Genomic DNA, 23,188 nt, shown 5'->3' with positions numbered 1-23,188 from the left:
CCCCTTCCAACCACCCATCGAAAGCCCGCCCGACACAGCCGCCGAGTCAATGACCCCGGACGAGTTGCGTGCCCTCGCGGCCCGGCTGGCCCAGATCAAACACGACGCCCACACCCGACCGCACGGCCAGCGCCCCACCCCGCCACGCCCCGGCAAAGCCGAGGTGTACGTCCACCTCACCGACCACACCCTCGCCACCGGTGCCGGAGTCCTGCGCGCAGAAGAGATCGGCCCGCTGCTGCTCGCCCAGTTCACCGAACTCGTTGGCTACGGCCCTTACGTGGTCAAGCCGGTCATCGACCTCAACAAGGCCATCAGCTCCGACGCCTACGAGATCACCGACCGGATCCGCGAGCACATCAAGCTCACCCACCCCACCGAACAATTCCCGTACGGCACCCGCGAAACCACCAACAGCATCGACCTTGACCACATCCAGCCGTACGACTCGCTCGGCCCGCCGGGTCAGACGAACACCCTGAACCTCATACCGCTGAGCCGCTTCGGGCACCGGGTGAAGACGCACGCCGCCGGCTGGAAAGTCCGCCGCATCGACGCCAAAACGATCGAATGGACCACACCCCACGGCTTCGTACTGCAGGTCAATCCGACCGGCACCCATCGGATCTCGAAGGACCCACCGGACCAGTGACCAAAGCTCCCCCGGAGTTAGGCCGGCCAAGGCAGTCGCTGAGCGCTGCAGCGCTCTCGGCCGGGCGATCCTCAGGGAGGAAATGCGTTCCTGGTCCGACGTCGACGATGGTCAGCACCTGCCGTGATCACGCCACCAGGCGACTTCGGCCGGCCCGATCACCGCGCCAGGACTCGCATCGAGCAGAAGCTTCGGTAGATCCGGGTCGGCAAGCAGTGCTCGGTCGGCAAGCACTGCTCGGTCGCCAAGCACTGCTCGGTTGGCGGCAACCTGGTTGGCGGCAACGATCGCTGCCACGCCGGCGGGTGCCCCGATGACAGGGATCTCCTGCGACCACCGCCAGATCGGCAGTCGAGTCGCCGGATCCAGCTGCGGCGCGCGGTACGCGGTGGCGGCGGGGCAGGACGAACAGTTGCAGGCTGAATGCCACCGACGGGCAGGTCAGCTGAACCGGGCATCGGCGAGTAGCGGCAACTCTCGGCGCATGATGCGGCCCTCATTCACCAGCAGCGATCCCGGCGCCCCTTGACCCGTTCGGTGCCAGTCTCTCCCGCACAGCATCCAAAGCCCGGCAACCCCAGGCAACGTCAGCCGCGGTCACAGCCTCGCCATCCACCCCAGCCACCGCGGCGCTCAGCCAGGCTGTCTTTCAGATCGGCCGGGAGCGGTGATCAGCCACAACGCACGTCCCCGGCCGAGTCCTTTCGCGCCCTTAACTTACGCGACCACCGAAGGCGGTCGACAAAGCGCGAGGCGGGCCGAGCAGATGGCCTGAGCTGGATGGCGAGACCCGGGACCGCGGCTTCACATTGTCTGGGCCTGACGCCTGACGCCTGACGCCTGACACCTGACGGGATGACGGGCCGTGGCTGAGGTGCGTGATGCTCGAGATCTGCGCTAGGCGGAGAATTCGCGGAGGCCAAGCGACACCTTCCCGCCAACGCGCCGCACGCAAAGCCCGGGTGAGCCCGAGATGGCGGGCGAGAGTGACCTTGAGCGCCTACCAACCATCTGACACCCACCGAACAGTCGAACCGTGCTCAGCGTCGCCAGACCCGACGCACCTTGAGCACCCATCAACCACTTGCGACCGGCGGATGCGGTTGAACCGTGCTCAAGGTCGCTCGACCCGACGCACCTTGGGCTCCCACCAGCCGTTTTCCCGCCGCGGCGGTGGTTGATCCGTGCTCAAGGTGGAGGGGCGGCGCACCTTGGGCACGCGTCAGCCGTTTGGGGTCGGGTGGATGTGGTTGCACCGTGCTCGAGGTCGCTCGACTCGGCGCACCTTGGGCACGCATCAACCATTTGCGGCCGGCGGATGCGGATGAACCGTGCTCAACGTCGTACTGGCTCGCTGAGGACCTAAACCAACTGCCTTGGGCGAGGGGAGCGGAGGGGAGATGTGCCAGCGCTGCACTCTGCGGCGAAGGCGTGTGACCGCGGCGGGTGCGCGAGGGCGCGATGAGCGAGGCGGCGTTGGTTGCCGTACTGGAGGCCGGCCCGCCGTCACTGGGGAAGTTGAGGTGCAGGGGGTGAGGGTGGACGACAGGCGCATCGACGAGGTTGTCGGCCAGGGGAGGCGGTTCTCGTCGGTGGTTCGGCCTAGCCGCATTCTCTGTGGCTCGCTGACTACCGAGACGCGTTGGATCGGTGGCCGCCATCGTGTCGACTCCAGCAGATCGATCTCGTCGACGCGAGCATGGGCGGCGGTGCCCCGTGGCGGCAGCATGATGATTGTCGCCGGTGATCTGATGAGCGAGAGGTATTGATGAGGCTGCTGCTGAGCTCCTGGTTCCTGACCCCCGACAGTCGACCGTCGGCGCTGGGTGGCGCTCTGGCGACTGGTAGGGCGGGCATTGTCTTGAATGCGCTCGATGGGTACGGCGACTCGCGCGACCGCGATTACGCTCGCGAGAACCGCACCCTGGAGAACTTCGGCTACTCCTGCGAAGAACTCGATCTCCGCGACTACTTCGCTGCCCCCGGCGAACTCCCCGAACGCCTGGCCGGCCTCGACCTCGTCTGGGTGCTGGGTGGCAACGCGTTTGTCCTGGCGCGCGCTATGACGCAGGCCGGGTTCCGTGATGCCCTCCGGAACCAGCTGGATCGGCCCGAGTTCCTGTACGGCGGCTACTCGGCGGGAGCCTGCGTCGCCGGACCGGACCTCCAGGGCATCGAACTCATCGACGACCCAACTGTCCTGCCCGAAGGCTATTCGCCGGACACCGCAGCGGAGTGCCTCGGTCTGGTGCCGTTCCGGATCGTTCCGCACTGGCGATCCGAACATCCTGAGACAGACGGCGCGGAACGAGCCGCTGCCCATCTCGCCGAACGCGGCCTGCTGCACCGCTGCCTGCGCGACGGCGAAATGCTGAGCCTCGACGACACCACCGAACCAGCCACCAAACCAGCCACCGAACCAGCCACGTGACCCCTCAAAACCACAGCCCAGGCGCGCGGGGCACCTGGGCTGCGGAGGGCGATGTGCGTCCTGGGAAGAGGACGAGCATCGGCAGGTCATGGTCGCCAGGGAAGGTGGCTGCCAGGACCGGAAGGTCCGGCCGGCGAGGGCCAGACAACGTGTAGGTGGATCAGGAGAGGTCGGCGAGCGCCTGGCGGGCGGCCTCGAGCTCGGCTTCGAGAGCGGCGACCTTGGCGGCCTGCTGGGCGCGGGCCTCCTCGATGACCTCGTCGAGCGGGGTCGAGAGGTCCTCGTGCAGTTCCTTGGCGGCGCGCGAGACGGCCGCGGCGGCAACAGCCACGCCACGGGCCAGGTAGGTCGAGCCCTGCTTGAGCTCGGCGGTCCATTCGCCGTCGGCGGTGCCGGTGACGGTGAGCGTCAGCTCGATCGTCTTGGTCTTCTTGGCAGCGGTCTTCTTGGCCGGCGCCTTCTTCGGGGCCGGAGCCTCGGCGGCTGGAGCCTCGGCGTCGGGGGCCGAGGTCGTCTCGAAGGATGCGGCGGGGGTGGTGTCGGCGGTGACGGGAGTGTCGACGTCGTCCGACGGCGCTTCTACTGCCAGAGTGTCTACAGTCATCGTTGCGGCGATCTCCTTAGTAACGTCGCCCGCGGTGAGCGGGCTGGCACTGTGCGAACATTAGAACATACGTTCGACCCCAATGCCAACCCGCCCGCGTGTCGCACGACCTAAGACCACGACCTAAGACTTGGTCTCCGAGCGATCGCCCGACCACTCCAGGTGGAAGGTGCCCTCGGCGTCGACCCGCTTGTAGGTGTGCGCCCCGAAGAGGTCACGCAGCCCCTGGATCAGCGCCGCCGGCAGACGCTCCGCACGCAGACCGTCGTAGTACGACAGCGCCGCGGAGAAGCCCGGAGCCGGTACGCCGGCCGTGGCTGCGGTCGCGACCACGCGCCGCCAGGCGTCCTGTCCGTTGGCGACGGCGTCCTTGAAGTAGTCGTCGACGAGCAGGGACGGCAGAGCCGGGTTCCGGTCGTAGGCCTCCTTGATGCGGTCCAGGAAGCGTGCCCGGATGATGCAGCCGCCGCGCCAGATCGTTGCCATCGCGCCGAGGTCGACATTCCACTCGTACTGCTCGGAAGCGGCCCGGATCGCGTCGAAGCCCTGCGCGTAGGCGACCAGCTTGGACGAGTACAGCGCGTGCCGGACGTCCTCGATGAACGCGTCCCGATCCACATCGACCTTCGCCGACGCCGGCCCCGGCAGTACGCCGGCCGCAGCCTCACGCCGTACGACGTCGCCGGACAGCGACCGTGCGAACACGGCCTCGGCCATACCGCTCACCGGGATACCCAGGTCGAGTGCGGACTGCACCGTCCAGCGGCCGGTGCCCTTCTGCTCCGCCTGGTCCAGTACGACGTCCACGAACGCGCCGCCCGTGGTCGGGTCGACCTGGCTGAGCACGTCGGCGGTGATCTCGATCAGGAACGACTCAAGGTCGCCGGTGTTCCACTCGCGGAACACGTCGGCCAGCTCGGCCGGGGACAGGCCCAGTACGCGGCGGAGCAGGTCGTAGGCCTCCGCGATCAGCTGCATGTCGGCGTACTCGATGCCGTTGTGCAGCATCTTCACGAAGTGGCCGGCGCCGTCCGGGCCGACGTGGACGCAGCACGCCTCGCCGTTCACATGGGCGGAGATCTTGGTCAGGATCGGGCCCAGTGCCTCGTACGACTCGACCGAGCCGCCGGGCATGATGCTGGGGCCGTTCAGGGCGCCCTCCTCGCCACCGGAGACGCCGCTGCCGACGAAGTGCAGGCCCTTCTCGCTCAGCGCCTTCTCGCGGCGCCGGGTGTCCAGGAAGTGTGCGTTGCCGGCGTCGATGACAATGTCGCCCTGGTCCAGCAGCGGGACCAGTTCGTCGATCACGGCGTCGGTGGGCTCGCCGGCCTTGACCATGATGATGATCTTGCGCGGCTGCTCGAGCGCCTCGACCAATGCGGGCAGATCGGCGGCGGGAGTGAAGTCACCCTCGTGCCCGAACTCCTCGATCAGCGCGTCCGTGCGGCCCTGGGACCGGTTGTGGACGGCGACGCGGAACCCGTTGCGCGCCAGGTTCCGGGCCAGGTTGCGCCCCATCACGGCGAGGCCGGTGACGGCGATCTCGGCTTTTGCAGAGCTCATCGATTCTCTCCCGCAGTCTCAAGTTGTGTGCGGACCCATCTTTGCGCGCCCGGCAAGCGGTCGCCGCAGCGGGCCGGTCCGCGGACAGCCAAGTCGCCGGAGCCAAGCCCTTCTCAACACAAGAGAAACGATGATAGACACTGAGAAATCGATTTCCCGCCACCGATTCCGCCGGAGGGCTCGCCCATGTTCCGTCGCATAGTCGCGGTGGTCGCCGCCGCCGTACTGGTGCTACCGACCCCAACCGCCACAGCTGGTACGACGTCGCCCCCGAGCAACGGTCCCGTCGGATGGGACGTCTACCGCCACCTGGACCGCCTGCCGGAACTCCAGGCCGGCGTCCGCACCAAGCAGTTCTCCAGCTTCGGCCGGGACGGCACCAACAACGACGGTTTCGACGGTGCCTTTTCGTGTCTCCGAACCACAGAAGCCGGCTGCGTGATCGCCGAGGACAGTGGCCCTGGTGAGGTCGCTTCCATCTGGTTCACCCGCGACGAAGGCAACGTGACCAAGACCGGCACCCTCACCGTCGAACTCGACGGCAAGCAGGTGCTGCACGGCTCACTGCAGGACATCGTCGACGGCAAGCTCGGAGCGCCGTTCAGCTACCCCCTGGTCGCGAACGGGGTCCAGACCAGCGGTGGTGTCTACATCCGTGTCCCGATGCCGTACCGGTCGTCGATGCGCATCACCACCCAGAGCAACCCGTACTTCTACCACGTCGGCTACCGCGAGTTCCCGGACGCGAATGGCATCCGCACTTTCGACAGCAGCGACAAGGCCGAGGGCGTACTCGCGCTGCTGAAGGCTGCTGGCACCAAGGACCCCAAACCCGCCCAGCCGAACAGCCGGACCACCAAGAGCACGATCAAGCTTGCCCCAGGCAAACGAGTCACTCTTGCCGACACCTATGGACCTGGTGAACTCAGTGCGCTCCGGTTGAAGCTCCCGGAGATTGTGGGGCTCGAGCTGCGGGAGTTCGCCGACGACGGCCGCGCGTTCACCGGCAGCAGCAAGTTCACGATGAAGATCGATCCAGCCAACACCGGGGTGAAACTGACGCGGCGGATGGACCTCCGGATCGGCAACCAGCGGGCGAAGGTACTCGTCGATGGCGTAGTCGCCGGGGAGTGGGCTCCGCTCAAGGCGGCCGGCGCGCAGTGGCACGACCAGACGGTCGAGCTGCCCGCTGCACTCACCAAGGGCAAGTCGCAGATCACCATCACCAACCAGTTCGTCTCGTCCGACCTGGACTTCAACGAGTTCACCTACTGGGTGGACTCACCAGGGCGCACCGACACCCTCGATGTCGGGCCGAACCACCTCGCCGACGAGCAGGTGCACGGCTACGAGATCACCAAGCAGGCCTGGAGTGGTGCACACACCATGCCGTACGCCGCCACTCCGGCCGACGGCGCGCGGGTCAAGCCGAGTGATTCGTTGCTGGCCGGTGTTCGCGTCGAGGTGACGATCGACGGTGAGAAGCGCGTCGACGCCCCGATCGGTGAGTTCTTCGGCTCCGGCCTCGGCGAGAACCCGGTCCGCTCGCTCTTCTTCGCGATGGACCCCAACGGCTGGTACTCCGCTTGGTGGCCAATGCCGTACGTCGCCCGTGCCACAGTCAGCCTGGTCAACAAATCGGCGTACCCGCTGACTGGTCAGTCCGAAGTCACCACATCCCGAGATGGCCGCAAGGCAGTCGACCTGGTGACGGGGAAGACGGGCTACTTCAGCGCGATCTCGAAGCGTGGTGAGACTACGCAGGGCAGCGACTGGACCCTCGCGCAAACAAGCGGTCGCGGCAAGTTCGTCGGTGTCGTCCAGACGATGGAAGGACTGCTTGCCGACGGCAACACTCGGGGCTACCTCGAGGGCGACGAACGCGTGTACGTCGACGGCGAGCGGACCCCGGCGATCCACGGGACCGGGACCGAGGACTACTACGAGTCCGGCTGGTACTTCAACGCCGGGACCTACTCCACGCCGTTCCACGGGAACTCTGCCCACGAGGTGCAAGCCGGCTTCTGCAAGTACGAATGCGACGCTGCCTGGCGACTGCACATCACGGACTCGATCGCGTTCCAGAACCAGCTCGACTTCGGGATCGAGCACGGTCCGCAGGACGACCATCCGGGCATCTACGGGTCGACGGCGTTCCTTTACACGTCGGCGAAGTTCGGTGCCCGGGAGACAGATCGCATCAACGTAGAGGGGGCCGAGCTGACCTCGGTCTACGAAGGTGATCACGATGACATCCGGCTGACCGACCAGGTCGGTTCGACGACGGAGCCGGTGCGGTTCACCGTCAAGGTTGATCCGGGCAACCATGGTGTGACGCTGCGAAGGACCAGCGATCAGAAGGTCGCCGGTCAGTCTGCGCAAGTGCTTGTCGACGGCAAGGACGCCGGCACGTGGTTGCAGCCGCTCGGGAACGATCGTCAGCGGTGGCTGGACGACAACTATCAGTTGCCTGCGGCCCTCACCTCCGGCAAGTCGAAGCTAGCGATCGAGTTGCGACCAACCGGACCGAGCTGGACAGCCAGCCAGTACGTCGTGCAGTCCCTCGTCAGCCCGTACGTCGACAAGCGAATGCCCGGCGTGGTCGGGAACCTGAAGGCAACCGGGCAAACCGGTAACGCGATCGATGTCACGTGGTCGGATGCGGCGGACGATGCCGGGATCGCGCACTACAACGTGTACGGCACGAAGGATGGTGCTGAGAAGCTGCTGGGTACCAGTCCGCTGCCGGGGTTCGTGCATCGCAACCTGGGGCTGCACGAGACCTGGAGCTATCGGGTGGCCGCGGTCGACCTCGCCGGGAACGTCGGCCCGAAGTCGACAGCCGCGGAGGGGACGAGCGGAAACATCGTGAGGGTCGAAGGCGAAGCGATGCTGCCACCGGTCTCCTCGAGTGTTCCGGTGGATCCGCAGGGCAACTGTTGCGGTGTGAGCTGGTCAGGCGGTGCGCAGGCGTGGATCCACGGCACCAAGGCAGGCGACAAGACTGTGCTCGCGTTCACCGTGCCGACGACCGGCAACTACGAGCTCAGCGCCGTACTGACGAAGGCCGCCGACTATGGAATCGTCGATCTGCAGGTCGACGGGAACCCGGCCACGAGTTTCGACGGGTACGTCGCGTCCGGCGTGAGCACGCAGCGCGTGGGTCTCGGTACCCGGCAACTCACCGCCGGCAAGCACAATCTGACGATCACCCTGACCGGCAAGAATCCGGCGGCCACGGGCCATCTCGTCGGCCTCGACCTCCTGGACCTGGAATTGAACAGCACCCAGATCACGCCGTACACGAAGACGGACACAGTGGTTGCGGCCGGCAACTTCACCAAGATCTACGATCCGAGCACGGGGGAGACCGGTCCCTGGTACTACAACGACCACACGCTGATCCAGGATCGCGCGACCGGCACCTGGCACGTCTACGCGATCACGCATGCCGAGCCGGCCAATCCGCTCGACGAGAAGAGCTTCGGTCACGCCACCGCGCCGACGCCGAACGGGCCGTGGACCAAACAACCGCCCGCGCTGGTTGCGGATCCGAATGCCGGTGAGAGTCACATCTGGGCGCCGCATGCCATCTACGACAATGGCACCTACTACCTCTTCTACGCGGCCGGTACGCCGGACCATACGGCGTACCGGATGCATCTCGCAACCTCCAAGGACCTCAAGACTTGGACTCGTGATGCGGCCAACCCGTTGTTCACTGATGGGTTCGATGGTCGGGACCCGATGGTGCGCAAGGTCGGCGATCAGTGGGTGATGTATTACACCGCCAACTCGACGCCGTCCGGCGGCAACCACATCGTTGCCTACCGCACCAGTACCGATCTGAAGCACTGGGGCGCGCGGCAGACGGCGTTCCAGCATCCGGCGACGGGCACGTACGGCGGTCCGACGGAATCACCGTTCGTCGTTCAGCGGGGGACTGACTGGTATCTGTTCGTCTGCTGTGATGGCGGCTACGAGTCGACAAAGGTCTACAAGAGCAAGGATCCGCTGCACTTCACCATCGACCAGCACGTCGGCACGATCCAGGCGCACGCCGCGGAGGTCGTGCAGGACGGTGACGACTGGTATGTGACCGGTGCTGGTTGGGGTAAGGGTGGACTGTTCCTGGCTCCGCTCGACTTCGCCCGGCAGGAGGTGACGAAGGGGCAGGTGGTCAGCAACGAGCACTACCGCGCCACGATCCAGACCAGTCCGCGAGCGGCGGTCACCAGTCTGGAGGTCGATCCCACCGGCAATGCGCAGTACCGGCAGGCGCTCGATTCGACGGGTCGCGCGACCGCGCCGTACCTGGGAGTTGGCGGTTTCGGAGCGACTGACATTACTGGCCCCGCCGCAGATGTCCAGACCACGGAGACAACGCTCAAGCTGACCGGCATCCCGTTCGGTGATGAGCCGGTGACGGTTGATTGGACGTTCGATTTCGGGGCACGGACTTTCGATACCGGGTTGTCCTGGAAGGTGAACGGGGCAACTAGTGCGCCGCTCTGGGAGGTGGCCTTCAATGTCGACTCGGCCCTTCCCGACCAGGGGGATCCCGGTGGCTTCGGGCGGGAAGGCGACGTCCCCGGTCTGCCGGAGTGGTCGATGGCGACCGGGCCTGGTCTGAGCCTCGTTACCGCGCACCACAAAGCCTGGTCCAACGACAACCACTGGTACGACCCGGTGAGCGACGGCGTCGCTTGGCAGCCGCTGTGGCAGCCCGGCGGGCGGGCTTGGCCGCAGGGCACGTACGACGGTGGCACCTGGCGAGTGGGCTTCTCGGGGACCGAGCGGGACGTGACGTACGCGAACGCCTTGGCGGCTACGCTCGGTGGATGACCACGCTCAGCCTTGATCCCCGCCGTACGGCGCTCGTCCTGATCGACCTGATGCCGCGCATCATCGCTCTGGATACTGCGCCCCTGAAGGGATACGAGGTGCTGGCGCGCTGTGTCGCGCTGGCGAAGGCGACCCGCTCGGTCGGTGGTGTGGTGGTCAACGTCCGGGTCGAGCGCCCGGGCGTCGACCACCAGCCGGAGGGCAGCGGCTTCGCGCCCGAGCTCGACCCGCAGCCCGGCGACATCGAGATCGTCAAGAACACGCTGGGCGCCTTCGGACGCAGCAACCTCGACGCCGAGCTCCAGCGCCGCGACATCAACACCCTCGCCCTGGCCGGCATCGCGACCAACTTCGGCGTCGAATCCACCGCCCGCGCCGCCGACGATCTCGGCTACGAGACCGTCTACCTGACCGACGCGATGACCGGCCTCGACGCGGACGCCCACAACTTCGCGCTCAGTCACGTTTTCCCGCGACTCGGCACGCTCTGTACCGGCACGGAGTACATCGCAGCCCTCAGCGACTGAGGTATTTGCGGCCCCGGCCGTAACCGGAAAGCGTGTTCATGTACCGCTTCGGTTCGGTTCACCACGCGTTGTCCGCTGCTGGCGACAGTCCACCTGACTGACTGCTCTGGGGGAGAGGCCGGGAGGCGTGAGGTGGGGGTGCGGATGCAGTTTCTCGAGGATCCGCGAGGAGGTGAACGGCTGTGGCGACTGCTTTCCGGGAACAACCGGCCACTCGCGATGGGGCGCGGCGGGCGCGGCTCGCCACAGGAAGAGCTGGCGGCGGTACGGCGGCTCGCCCGCGAGGCGGAGCCGGCTCTGCGCCGGGATCCGGAGGGACGGTGGCGGTGGGAGCTGGCGGCGGACAACGGGCCTGATGTCCGCTGTCCCGGGGTCTTCGCCCGGCAGATCGACGCCCGCCGAGCATTCCATCGATTCACGCAAGCCGTGGAGCTGGCTGAGATCACGTCGGCCCAGCGGGAGCAGCGGTGAGCGAGCCGACTGTCGACCTGGAGCCGCGGAAGCTACGGTCGTCGCTCGCACCGTCCGACCTGATCTTCCGGCTGGTCGCCCGCGGTGGTGGCGGCCTGGTATTACTGATCACCGGCGGGATCGGAATCTTCCTGGCCTACCAGGCGAAACCGACCCTTCAGACGTACGGATGGAAGTTCTTCACCGAGCAGTCCTGGCAACCCGAGGCGAATCAGATCGGGGTCGCCGCCATCCTGTTCGGAACCGTCGTAGTGGCCACCATCGCGATCGCCATCTCGTTCCCGCTGGCGGTGGCGACCGCGCTCTACATCACCGAGTGGGCGCCGCGCGGGCTGAAGAAAAGCCTGGTCGCGGTGGTCGACCTGATGGTCGCGGTGCCGTCGATCGTCTACGGCCTGTGGGGCTTCTTCCTGCTGCAGCCCCGCGTCATCCATCTGTCCCGCTGGATCACCGACTTCTTCGGCTGGATCCCGATCTTCAGGGTCGACACCGATCCGGACGCCGCGGTCTTCGACGGAGCGACGTACGCGTCCTCGGCCTTCATCGCCGGCATCGTGGTCGCGATGATGGTGATGCCGATCGCCTGCGCGGTGATGCGCGAGGTCTTCGACCAGACACCGGCCGGTGAACGCGAGGCGGCGCTGGCGCTCGGATCGACCAGCTGGGGTGTGGTCCGCGCCGTCGTGCTGCCGTTCGGCCGCGGCGGGATCATCGGCGGCACCATGCTCGGTCTCGGCCGCGCGCTCGGCGAGACGATCGCCGTGGTGATGATCGTGTCGCCGCTGTTCGAGATCAACTGGCACGTCCTGCAGTCGGGGTCGATCACGATCTCGTCGATGATCGCGCTCCGGTACGGCGAGGCCCAGGGATCCCAGCTGAACGCCCTGATGGCAGCCGGCCTGGTGCTGTTCGTGATCACCCTGATCGTCAACCTGATCGCCGGCTTCGTGGTCGCCCGCAGCCGCAGCGGCGCCGGAACGGAGATCTGATGACCACCCTTCTGGACGAACCAGTACGCCGGCAGTTGCGGATCGTGGATGTCGAGGACCGGGCGGGCCTCGTGGGGTCCGCGGTGGCCGGGTTGTCGCTGACCTGGGTGTTCTACAACCGGATCCTGCCGACCGAAGGCACGCTCGGTTTCATCGTCTGCTGGTGGCTCTCGTTCACCGCGCTCTACCTGCTCTACACCGGCCTCCGGCGTGGGCGGGTGGTGCTCACCGATCGCTTCGCCGTACTGCTCGCCCACAGTGCCGCAGCGCTCGTCGGCATCGCGCTGACGACAGTGATCGGCTACACGCTGATCCGTGGTGCCAGGGCGTTGATCCACACGAACTTCTTCACCCAAGATCTGCGCACGGCGGGACCGCTCGAGCCGCTGAGTTCCGGTGGCGCGCTGCATGCGTTGGTCGGAACCCTGATCCAGATCAGCATCGCGATCGCGATCACGCTGCCGCTCGGCATCCTGTGCGCGGTCTACCTGACCGAGGTCGGCGGCCGCGCGTCGCGGTTGGTGCGCTCGGTGGTCGAGGCGATGACCGCGCTGCCGTCGATCGTGGCCGGCCTGTTCGCGTACGTCGTACTGCTGATCGGCTTCGGGATGCGGTTGTCCGGGTTCGTGGCAGCGATGGCGATCTCGGTGATGATGCTGCCGATCATCGCGCGCTCGTCCGAAGTCGTGCTTCGCCTGGTGCCGAGCGGGTTGAGGGAGGCGTCGCTCGCGCTCGGGGCGACGCAGTGGCGAACCGTGTGGTCGGTCGTCCTGCCCACGGCGAGGCCCGGTCTCGCCACCGCGTTGGTGCTTGGGACGGCGCGTGGCATCGGGGAGACCTCTCCGGTGCTGCTGACCGCCGGATTCACGACGTACCTGAACCTGAACCCGTTCTCCGGGCCGATGGTCTCGCTGCCGCTGTTCACGTTCAAGATGTCGCAGTCGCCGGAGCCCAACTACATCAGCCGGGCGTTCGGTGCCGCGGCGTTGTTGCTGGTCGTGGTGCTGCTGCTGTTCGCCTTCTCCCGCTGGATGGCCGGTCGCGGCCGCTCCGGATCCCGATGAAAGGACCAGCCATGCGACGGCCCGTAAGAAGACTGGGTGCCTTCGTGCTCGCCCTGCTGCTGACGCTCGCGTCGGCGGCGCTCCCGGCGTCGGCCGGAAGTACGGCGTACGTGCCGATCTACGGTAGCGGGTCGACCTGGTCGCAGAACGCCGTGGACCAGTGGATGCGCGATGTCGAACCGCTGGGGATGCGGGTCCAGTACGGCGCTGGCGGGTCGTCGCGCGGCCGGCTCGACTTCGCCAACAATCTGGTCGACTTCGCGATCAGCGAGATCCCGTACCAGGGCAAGGATCCGCTGACCGAGGCTGACGACAGTTCGCGCGGCCGCGCGTACGCCTACATGCCGATCGTTGCCGGTGGCACCGCGCTGATGTACCAGATCCAGATCCGCGGGAAGCTGTACCGCGACCTGCGGCTGTCCGGCGACACCATCACCAAGATCTTCACCGGCAAGATCACCAACTGGAACGATCCGCAGATCACCCGGGACAACAACGGCAAGTTGCTGCCGAGCAAGAAGATCATCCCGGTGGTCCGCTCCGACGGATCCGGTACGACGGCGCAGTTCACGCTCTGGATGAACACCCAGCACAAGGCCCTGTGGGACGGCTTCTGCCAGTCCACCCAGAACCGGAAGTGCGGCCAGACGTCGTACTTCCCGACCACGAACTTCCCCGGGGTCAAGGCCCAAGGTGGATCGGCCCAGTCGGCCGGGTTCATCGCGGCTCCCTATGCCGACGGTGCGATCGGCTACGTCGAGTACTCGTACGCACTGGGCAAGAGCTACCCGGTCGTGAAGATGAAGAACAGCGCCGGGTACTACACCGAGCCGAACTCGTACAACACCGCGGTAGCGCTGACCCGGACGCAGATCGAGACGAACAAGAACTCGCCGCTCTACCTGACCCAGAAACTGACCGGGGTGTACAACAACCCGGACCCGCGGACGTACCCGTTGTCTTCGTACTCCTACATGATTCTGCCGACCGCGAATGTCAGTGCCAACAAGGGCCAGACGCTGTCGGACTTCGCGGCGTACTTCCTCTGTCAGGGCCAGCAGAAGGCGGCCCCGCTCGGCTACTCGCCGTTGCCGCTGAACCTGGTGCAGGCCGGCTTCCAGCAGATCGCCCGGGTTCCCGGCGGCAAGGTCGGGGCGACGGACATCAAGAAATGCGGCAACCCGACCTTCGACGGTAAGAACCTGAACCGCAACGTGCTGGCGGCAGTTGCCCCCCAACCGCTGCCGTGCGACCGCGACGGTGCTGGTCCGGCGGTGAACGGCAAGTGCGTGACCGCGAGCAACAACGGGAACGGGAACAACGGCAACAACAACGGCAGCAACAACGGAACTGGCAACAACAACGGGAACGGCAACAACAACAACAATGGCAACCCGAATGGCAACGGGAACGGCAACCAGCCGGACCAGCCGGGGCAGCAGCCGAGCAGTGGTCCGACGGGTGGAGCAGTAGTCGATCCTGAGACCGGTCAGGTGATCAACGCCGGTGGGCAGAACAACGGCGGGTATGTGCCGACCGGTCAGGTGACCGACCTGAACGGCAATCGGGGCAGCGGTGACATGCTCCGCAACCTCGGCGTACTGGTCGCGGTCGAGGCGCTCCTGCTGCTGCTGGTGCCGACGCTGGTCTCCCGCCACCTGCAGCGAAAGCGGGCCGGCCGGTGACCGTGGCCGTTTCCGCGCCGTTGCGGATGGCAACCAAAGCGCGTGCGGAGCTCGCGCTCCGGCCGCAGCTGACGTCGGATGCGTTGCGGTTGTTCGCGCTCGGAATCCTCGTGTTCGTGATCTACGTGCTGCTCCTCGGCGCGCTGCAGTACAACCGGGCGCAGGACGTGGCGTACGACAAGATCCGCGGGCAGCTCGCCGAGGCGACGGCGCCGATCGGTCCAGGCATCCAGTACGGCGCTCCGGTCGCCGTACTGGACATTCCCGGGCTCGGGCTGCGGCAGGTGATCCGGGAGGGGACGACCGGGTCGATCCTGATGCAGGGACCGGGGCATCGGGCCGACAGCCCGTTGCCTGGGGAGGCCGGAGTCGCTGTGATTTACGGGCGCGCGCTCAGCTACGGCGGACCGTTTCGCGCCGTACCGAAGTTGGGACCTGGTGCCCGGTTCGAAGTTGTCACGGGGGAGGGGCGCTTCAACTACGAGGTGAAGGCTGTGCGACGGGCTGGAGATCCGTTGCCTGCATTGCTTCCGAGTGGCGGGTCTCGTGTCACGCTCGTCACCGCTGAGGGCGCGCCGCTGCCTTCGAAGACCGTGTACGTCGACGCCGAGCTCGTCGACGGCACCGCACTACCCGACCCGGGCGGACGGTTGGCCCGGGTTCCGGACTCTGAGCAGGCCTTCGGGGTGAACCTGTCCGGTGTGCTGACGCTGGTGCTGTGGTTGCAGGCACTGATCGCGGTCGCCGCTGGAGTTGTCTGGTTCCGGTCCCGGATCGGCCGCTGGGAGTCCTACCTGATCGGCGCGCCGGTAGTCGTCGCGCTGGTGTGGCGCGTGTTCGAGCAGATCGCCGCCATGCTTCCGAACCTGATCTGACCAGATCAGTTCCTGGAGGGGAAAACTGATGAACGCACGAATCCACCGGACCGTGGTCGGTGCTGCGCTGGTCGCTGCACTGTTCGCCACCACCCCGGCGGTCTCGTCCGCGGTAGTCACCACCAACTATCAAGAGCGTGAAGTGGCCACGGCGGCGGGGGAGAACGACAGCCGGGCCACAGCAGAGCGGATGTACGGCGTCGGTACGGCGACCGTGCACGGCACCCTCTCACCGGCCCCGGTCGCAGTGACCGCCGGTGACGAGGACAACGGGTCGATCGCAACCGCGACGGCCACCGGGATCGGTACCGGCACTGTCCGGGCCGTGACCACGAGCGGGACCCTCGGCGACGGGCCGCACGGCGTGCTCGGCGACAAGACCAACGACTTCGACTTCTATCAAGTGGCCGGTGCAGCTGGGCAGACGCTGACTGTCAGCACTGACGGCTCGCCGGCGTCCACGAACACCGTGGTCGGCCTGTACGACGCTACCGGGCAACTGCTCGCGTCGGACGACGACAACGGCGTTGGTGCGCTGAGCAAGCTGCAGTACCCGATCGCCACTTCGGGCACGTACTACGTCGCTGTGGCCGGTAAGAGTGCGGCCGGTGACTTTCCGACCGACCCGCAGAACTCGGGGAGTGGCTTGGGAGGTGCCGACACCGGCGCCTACCAGCTCCTGATCGCTGCGGCTCCGATCGACCGCGACTTCTACGCCGTCAAGCTGGCCCCGGGCGACGTCCTCGGTGCCGCGCTCGGTGCAACCGGTGACCGGCTGACGGTCATCCGGCCTAGCGGATCGGTTGCCGTGGGCACCGACCTGCACAGCCTCGGCAAGCTTCCGGCCGCATCCACGCTGCCGCGTGGTGCTGTCGATCTGGCGGTCGTCGCGGACCAGGCCGGCTGGTACGCCGTTTCGGTCACCGACGGGTTCGGTCCGTACGACCTGACTCTCGGGGTATCCCGGCCGGCCGTCGACGCGGAACCGCAGACGGTGTTCCTCGACTTCGATGGTGGTTCGATCGACCTCGCGCCGCTCGGTGGCACGGGAGTACGGCAGCTCTCCGGACTGTCGCCGTACCTGGCGAACTGGGGTCTGACCGCTGCCGACGAGGCGGCCATGATCGCCAAGGTGACGGCCACTGTCCGGGAGAACCTGCGCGCTGACGCCGTCCGCGCCGGGTACGACGTCAACCTCCGGATCCGCACCAGCGCCGACGACACCGACACCTTCGGCAGCCCGAACGTGAGCCGCGTGGTGATCGGCGGCAAGATCGCCGAGTCCGGAATCGGCCGGATCGGCACCGCGCAGTCGATCGACCCGGGCAACTTCGCCCACGAGGAGACCGCCCTGGTCCAGCTCGACCGGATCAGCGCGGCCACCGGCCCGCTCAGCCTGAACACCTACCTCACCACCACCTCCGACCGGATCGCGTTCATCGGCACGGCTCTCGGCAACCTCGCGAGCCGTGAACTCGGTGCCCTGTACGGCGCCGCTCCGGCTGACGCGGCGAGCCCGGCCGCCACCCTGATGGATGCCGACGGCAACTTCCCCGGCCTGTACGGCGTGGGTCCGGACGGCTTCGGTGGGACCGCCGATGACATCGATGTCGACTACAAGACCGACACCTACAACCCGGCTACCGGCCTGACCGGCAGCCAGAACGCCCTGAATGCCATTGCGTGGGGGTTTAGCTTCCCCTGCTGAGAGTGACAACGTTTCCGGCTAGCCAGCGGGTCATGTCCGGTTAACCGAACAGTGACCTGCTGGCGACCCCGGCACGATGAATTAGGGATGTGACCGCAAACCGGCACCGCGACCACACCAGGGTCGCGAAAACGCTTGTGAGGAAGGGAATTCCCCTAATGCGTTTCACCCGTACCGCCCGTGCCACCGCGATCGCCGCTGCCGCGGTCGCGCTGGTCGCCACCTCCGCCCTGACTGCCGCGGCCGACCCGACGTTCACGCCGGACGCCAACGACATCGTCCTGGTCGGCTCGGACACCAGCGAGAACGTGCTGAACGACCTCGCCGCCGTCTACAACGGCCGGACGCCGGTCCCCTCGGCCCGCCTCGCCTCCTTCGACGCCACCGGTACGTCGACGATCACCCTGCGCTCGGGCACCACCGCCGTCACCCGGCCGAACGGCTCCAGCGCCGGCATCTCCGCGCTGTGCTCGAACGCCAACGTGTCGGCGGCCCGCTCGTCGCGTGGCCCGGCTGCCAGTGACTGCGCCGGTCTCGCCTTCCTGCCGTTCGCCAAGGACAGCGTCCGCTGGGCCGCGCACTCCGGTGTCGCTGCCGTCACCTCGCTGACCGACGCGCAGCTGACCGGTATCTACAACTGCACCATCACCAACTGGAACCAGGTGGGCGGACCGAACCAGGTCATCCTGCCGCTGATCCCGCAGGCCGGTTCGGGTACCCGGGCGTTCTGGGCCACCCAGGTCGGCATCAACTCCGGCAGCCTGCCGTCCTGCGTCAAGGACAACGTCGGCGGCACCGCCGTACAGGAGCACAGCTCGACCCTGATCAAGGCCAACGCCGGTGCGATCGCGCCGTTCTCGATCGGCCGCTACAACCTGCTCACCGCCGACGAGAAGAACGGCACCTTCCGCGGCGAGGTCGCGGCCGCCGACTCCGCGGCGTACGACCGCAACCTCTACAACGTCGTGAAGACAGTCGGCGGTTCGGTTCCGGCCGGCCTCGCCGACGTCTTCGGTGACGGTTCGGGCTTCTCCTCGCTCGGCACCACGCCGTTCGTCTGCGAGGACGCCGACACCGACCCGGCCACCACCACCGCCGGTGACGTCGTGACGGCCAACGGCTTCCTGCCGCTGGGCGACGCCGCCAACGGTGGCACCTGCGGCGTGCTCTGACCTGCACTGCCAACGCAACAACCCCCGGTGGGCGCGGAGCTTCCGCGCTCACCGGGGTTCAGGTCTGATGAGAAAGGAACGCTGTGAGGCCCAAGAAGCTCGCGATGATCGCCGGTGCTTTCGTGCTGGCACTGCTGTCGGTAGCGCCGGTTTACGAGGTCCCGACCGCCGTCGCCGCGGAACCGCCGCCGGATCCGACGGATCAGGCGCTGGTTGCCGAGCCGTCTGCGAATCCGGTGACGTTGCAGCGCGGCGGCGTCAGCGTGACGGCGTCCAGGACCGAGAACCTCACCCGGCAGATGATCTCGGTCTCCTGGACGGGCCTCGACTATTCGTCCACCTTCAGTCAGAACGCGGCGGCGGTCATGCAGTGCCGCGGCTTCAATCCGACCCGCGAGGACTGCTGGGTCGGAAGCCTCAACGACGAGGGCGATGCGCTCGGTAGCCAGGCGCTGTCGGCCAAGGCGAACTACTACGCCCCCGTCGAACCGGCGGCGCCGAACGACTGGCACACGCAGCTCAAGACTCTCCCCTCCGGGCCCTTGTTCTCGGTACCGTTCCGGACGGTTGACAGCAAGGACAATTCGAAGGACCAGTACCACGGTCGCCGGAATGCCAATGGCACCTGGACCACCTTCCCGATGAACATCCCGGCGGACGCCGCGAACGGGATCAAGGCGATCGACGACTTCACCCCGGGAACGCGGAACTTCCGGCGCGGGCGGCCCCAGCAGGACGGTACCGGCCAGGTGCAGACCTGGGTCAACACCGCCGCCGAGAACCCCTCGCTGAACTGCTCGGAGAAGTCTCCGTGCTCGCTGGTCGTCGTCCCGGTTCGCCAACGGGACTGTCGTAACGCGGACCAGGGCGCCACGCCACTGCTGATCAGCAACTGCGCCAAGGCGACCGGTCAGACAGCCTTCGCGTACTGGCAGCTACTGGCGAACTGGTACGAGCGCTATGTCTTCAAGCTCTCGTTCAGTCCGAGCTTGCCGAAGTGCGCCGGCCGTGCCGACCAGGCAAAGTTCATCGGCTCCGAACTCACCGGCGAGGCGATGCGCCGCTGGGTGCCGGCCCGGTGCCAGAAGTCGAGCCCGTCCGCGCTCGACTACACCCGGGCCTGGGAGCCGGACTCGATGCGGCAGCTGGGACAGCGCGACCCCGCGGCTGCGTCGAAGTACGCGGCGGACGCCGCAGTGGTGAGTGAGCCGGCCACACCGGACGACCCGGTGTCGACCGACCGCAAGCTGGGCTATGCCCCGATCGCGGTCACCGGCTTCTCCCTCGGCTACTCGATCGACAAGACCGTCGACGGCATCACCAGCCCGGTCACCGATCTGAAGCTCAACCAGCGGCTGGTGGCGAAGATGCTCACGCAGTCCTATCCGGGACTGTTCCGGCCGAACAGGAACGGCTACGCGGTGAATCCCAACACCGGTAGCAATCCGGCGAACATCTTCCAGGACCCGGAGTTCGCCCAACTCAACCCTGGCGCCCGCAGCTACGCCGGTCTGAACGATGCCGAGGGCACCCAACTGTCCATGCCGACGGCACGCTCCGACGTCTTCCTCGCGCTGACCCGCTGGGTCTGGGCCGATCCGACCGCCCGCGCGTTCCTGCAGGGCAAGGCGGATCCGTGGGGCATGACGGTGAACAAGACCTATCGAGGGTGGCAGCTGCCCGCGGACGACTACAACCTCAACGACGGCTGGGTGGTGCCCGAGCCCGGGCCCGGTATGGACGGTGAGGAGTGGACCGGGCTGAGCCCGCAGACACTCTGGGCGCCGGCCACGACCTCCTGGGCGAACGGCGCCGATATCACCATGTCCGGCTGGCCGTTGGCCCAGGGCCCGGTGCTGCGGGACCCGGCGAACCCGAACAGCGGCTACACCGGCAAGCGTCAGGAGGTGCAGCTCTTCGGCCGCCGGCACATCTTCACCCTGTCCGTTCAGTCCGAGCTGGAGAAGACCGGCGTACGGGCGGCTGACCTGCGCAACAGCGCCGGTGAGTTCGTCGCGCCGACGGTCGAGGCGATGGGGTACGCCCTGGACGGGGCGCAGCCGGACAAGAACTCCGGGGTCTGGAACCTCGACTACACCACGATGGACAAGCGCGGCTACCCGGGCACGATGATCAGCTACGCGGCCGTGCCGACGTCGTCGCTGCCGAGCACGCTCGCCCAGCGGTACGCCGACAACATCCGCTGGATGAGCACCGATGGCCAGCAGTGGGGTCAGGAGGCCGGGCAGTTGCCGGACGGCTACCTCGCGCTGACCCAGGCGATGCGGGACCAGGCCGCCAAGGTGGCCGACGCCGTCGGCGCCCAGACCGGTACGCCGCCGATCCCGCCGAAGGACCCGGTCGACGACCCCAAGGACCCGACGCCGAACGATCCGCCGACCAAGACGCCGCCGGACCAGAACACCAACGACCCTGCTGACGGCGGCGATGGAAAGACCCCAGCACCCACACCGGGCCCGACGACTCCGCCCGGCGGTGGGCCCAGCCAGTCGCCGCCGGTGAACAACTCCAGCACCAAGCCGGTCGCTGCCACCACAGGTGAGTCGCTCGGCTGGCTGGCCTGGGGCCTGCCGGCGCTGCTGGCCGCCGGACTCGCGGCCGGGGTCGCATCGCCGGGGATCCGCGTGATCTCGCAACCAGGCCATCCGGTACGGCGTGGTCTGGCCGCCGGTGGTTCGTACCTGGCCGGCCTACTGCGTCGGGGCCGACGCCGTGGCTGACCTCGCAATCCGATTGGAAGGTCCCGCATGACCTCGGTACTACCTGTTGTTCCCACCGCGGCGAACGACGAGACCGCCGTGCTGCCGCCCGTCAGTGGGGGCAGCATGCTGGAGAGCGATCGGGTCGCGGCCTGGTTCGGGAGCCACAAGGTGCTGGCCGATATCTCGCTGCGGATGGAGGCCGGCCAGGTCACTGCGCTGATCGGCCCGTCGGGCTGCGGGAAGTCGACGTTCCTGCGGATCCTGAACCGGATGCACGAGCTGGTCCCGAGTGCGTCGCTGGCCGGTCGGGTACTGCTCGACGGCGACGACATCTACGAGCCGGAGCGGCGGATCACCGACACCCGCAAGCGGGTCGGCATGGTGTTCCAGAAGCCGAACCCGTTCCCGGCGATGAGCATCGCGGAGAACGTGACGGCCGGGCTGAAGCTCACCGGGACCCGGGTCCGCGGCAGCGAGCGGACCGACCTGATCGAGGAGTGCCTGAGTAAGGCCGGTCTGTGGAAAGAGGTCCGGGAGCGGCTCGGCTCCCCGGGTGGCGCGCTGTCCGGTGGGCAGCAACAACGGTTGTGTATCGCACGATCGCTGGCCGTGCGACCCGACGTACTGCTGATGGACGAGCCGTGCTCGGCACTCGACCCGACGTCGACGCGGCGGATCGAGGAGACGATCCACGAGCTGCGCCGTGAGGTGACGATTGTGATTGTCACGCACAACATGCAGCAGGCCGCGCGGGTGTCGCAGACCTGCGCGTTCTTCCTTGCTGAGCAGGGGACTCCGGGCGTGATCGTGGAGTCGGGGCCGACGACGAAGATCTTCTCCGCGCCGGAGGACTCGCGGACGGCGGACTACGTGGAAGGGCGGTTCGGATGATCACCCGGGGCGAGACCTGGCGGATCAAACTGATCGCAGGCTGGGCCTGCGCGGCGCCGCTCGGCCTGATGGCGTTGGTGGTCGCATCCGGTGGTGGTGGGACGCCTTCGCAGCTCGTGGTCGATTCGCATGCGCTGGCTGGGTTCATCGACCTGCCGGCGGACCTGCCGCCGGGACCCGGGGTGGATGGGCAACTGCCCGTGCTCCAGCCGGCCGACGTACCGGAGACTGGTACGACGGAGGGGACGGTGCAGCCTATTCCGGGGATTGCGGGTGATGCGTCCGGGATCCCGGGGACTGTGCTCGCGGCGTACCAGCGGGTTGCTGAGGATATTCGGGTGGCGCTGCCGGGGTGTCATTTGACGTGGCCGTTGCTGGCGGGGATCGGGAAGGTCGAGTCCGATCACGCGGGTGCCGGGAAGGTCGATGCCCAGGGCAACACTCGTGGGCAGATCCTCGGACCGGTGCTGGACGGTGGGCCAGGGATGGCGGCCATCTCCGACACCGATCGGGGCCGCTACGACGGGAATACGCAGTGGGACCGGGCGGTCGGACCGATGCAGTTCATCCCGGGGACGTGGGCGAGCTTCGGTGCCGACGGCAACGGTGATGGGGTGAAGAACCCGCACAACGTGTACGACGCGGCTCGTGCTGCTGGGAACTACCTGTGCTGGGGTGGGGCCGACCTGGGTGATCCGCAGGGCCTCGTGCGGTCAGTGCTGCGCTACAACCACTCGATGGAGTACGTCTCCACGGTGCTCCGCTGGATGCAGTCCTACAGCCGGCAGACCGTCCAGGTACCAGACGGCGAGGGCACGATTCTCCCACCGGCGAACGACCACCAGGGCAACGCCGACAAACCCGTCCCCACGCCCACGCTCCCCACTCAACCCACGCAGCCGACCGTCGTCACGCCACCGCTCGTTCTGCCCCCACCCCTCGAGCCGCCGCCCAGCCAACCCCAGTCGCCCAAGCCGCCGTACCAGCC

15 protein-coding genes and 1 pseudogene are annotated in these 23,188 nt (G+C 67.3%); 14 read left to right on the top strand and 2 right to left on the bottom strand.

Annotation, left to right across the window (positions count from 1 at the left end; all coding sequences use genetic code 11):
- Both E1261_RS45420 and E1261_RS26045 read left to right on the top strand, forming a co-directional pair.
- Positions 1–652 (top strand): annotated as a pseudogene (locus E1261_RS45420) (hypothetical protein); the annotation flags it as partial.
- Positions 653–2,420: 1,768 nt separating this feature from the next.
- Positions 2,421–3,083 (top strand): Type 1 glutamine amidotransferase-like domain-containing protein, encoded by a 663-nt coding sequence (locus E1261_RS26045; protein ID WP_132410916.1) that lies wholly within the window; start codon positions 2,421–2,423, stop codon positions 3,081–3,083.
- 160 nt (positions 3,084–3,243) lie between these two features.
- Here E1261_RS26045 and E1261_RS26040 read toward each other — a convergent pair whose 3' ends face one another.
- Positions 3,244–3,687: a DUF6319 family protein gene (locus E1261_RS26040; RefSeq protein ID WP_132410914.1), complete on the bottom strand. Its 444-nt coding sequence runs from the start codon at positions 3,685–3,687 to the stop codon at positions 3,244–3,246.
- Between the two features lie 123 nt (positions 3,688–3,810).
- Complete coding sequence (gene gndA / locus E1261_RS26035; RefSeq protein ID WP_132410912.1) at positions 3,811–5,250, bottom strand: NADP-dependent phosphogluconate dehydrogenase; 1,440 nt, start codon at positions 5,248–5,250, stop codon at positions 3,811–3,813.
- Between the two features lie 186 nt (positions 5,251–5,436).
- Here gndA and E1261_RS26030 point away from each other — a divergent pair, with 186 nt between their 5' ends.
- The 12 genes from E1261_RS26030 to E1261_RS25975 all read left to right on the top strand — a co-directional run.
- Entirely contained in the window at positions 5,437–10,095 is a 4,659-nt protein-coding gene (locus E1261_RS26030; RefSeq protein WP_132410909.1) for a DUF2961 domain-containing protein, read from the top strand.
- On the top strand, positions 10,092–10,622 hold the full coding sequence (locus tag E1261_RS26025) for an isochorismatase family protein (RefSeq protein WP_132410907.1): 531 nt from the start codon (positions 10,092–10,094) through the stop codon (positions 10,620–10,622). Before E1261_RS26030 ends, E1261_RS26025 begins: the two co-directional genes overlap by 4 nt.
- A gap of 144 nt (positions 10,623–10,766) precedes the next feature.
- On the top strand, positions 10,767–11,093 hold the full coding sequence (locus tag E1261_RS26020; protein ID WP_132410905.1) for a hypothetical protein: 327 nt from the start codon (positions 10,767–10,769) through the stop codon (positions 11,091–11,093).
- Positions 11,090–12,082, top strand: a complete 993-nt coding sequence (gene pstC, locus E1261_RS26015) for a phosphate ABC transporter permease subunit PstC (protein WP_132410903.1) — start codon at positions 11,090–11,092, stop codon at positions 12,080–12,082. Before E1261_RS26020 ends, pstC begins: the two co-directional genes overlap by 4 nt.
- Positions 12,082–13,146 carry a phosphate ABC transporter permease PstA gene (gene pstA / locus E1261_RS26010; RefSeq protein ID WP_132410901.1) on the top strand — a complete coding sequence of 355 codons (1,065 nt, stop codon included), beginning with the start codon at positions 12,082–12,084 and terminating at the stop codon, positions 13,144–13,146. Before pstC ends, pstA begins: the two co-directional genes overlap by 1 nt.
- A gap of 11 nt (positions 13,147–13,157) precedes the next feature.
- Positions 13,158–14,831: a phosphate ABC transporter substrate-binding protein PstS gene (locus E1261_RS26005; RefSeq protein ID WP_132410899.1), complete on the top strand. Its 1,674-nt coding sequence runs from the start codon at positions 13,158–13,160 to the stop codon at positions 14,829–14,831.
- Entirely contained in the window at positions 14,828–15,706 is an 879-nt protein-coding gene (locus tag E1261_RS26000; RefSeq protein ID WP_132410897.1) for a sortase, read from the top strand. Before E1261_RS26005 ends, E1261_RS26000 begins: the two co-directional genes overlap by 4 nt.
- Positions 15,707–15,734: 28 nt before the next feature.
- Complete coding sequence (locus tag E1261_RS25995; RefSeq protein WP_132410895.1) at positions 15,735–17,414, top strand: PPC domain-containing protein; 1,680 nt, start codon at positions 15,735–15,737, stop codon at positions 17,412–17,414.
- Between the two features lie 158 nt (positions 17,415–17,572).
- Complete coding sequence (locus E1261_RS25990; protein WP_132410893.1) at positions 17,573–18,586, top strand: PstS family phosphate ABC transporter substrate-binding protein; 1,014 nt, start codon at positions 17,573–17,575, stop codon at positions 18,584–18,586.
- An 83-nt stretch (positions 18,587–18,669) separates the two neighbouring features.
- Complete coding sequence (locus E1261_RS25985; protein ID WP_132410891.1) at positions 18,670–21,327, top strand: hypothetical protein; 2,658 nt, start codon at positions 18,670–18,672, stop codon at positions 21,325–21,327.
- Between the two features lie 27 nt (positions 21,328–21,354).
- Positions 21,355–22,200 carry a phosphate ABC transporter ATP-binding protein gene (locus E1261_RS25980; protein ID WP_132410889.1) on the top strand — a complete coding sequence of 282 codons (846 nt, stop codon included), beginning with the start codon at positions 21,355–21,357 and terminating at the stop codon, positions 22,198–22,200.
- Positions 22,197–23,188, top strand: a 992-nt coding sequence (locus tag E1261_RS25975; RefSeq protein ID WP_132410887.1) for a lytic transglycosylase domain-containing protein, incomplete at its 3' end; no start/stop codon positions are given. The genes E1261_RS25980 and E1261_RS25975, both read left to right, overlap by 4 nt.

The organism is Kribbella albertanoniae (assembly GCF_004348455.1).
Taxonomy (GTDB): domain Bacteria; phylum Actinomycetota; class Actinomycetes; order Propionibacteriales; family Kribbellaceae; genus Kribbella; species Kribbella albertanoniae.
This window is presented reverse-complemented; position numbering and strand designations above follow the sequence as displayed.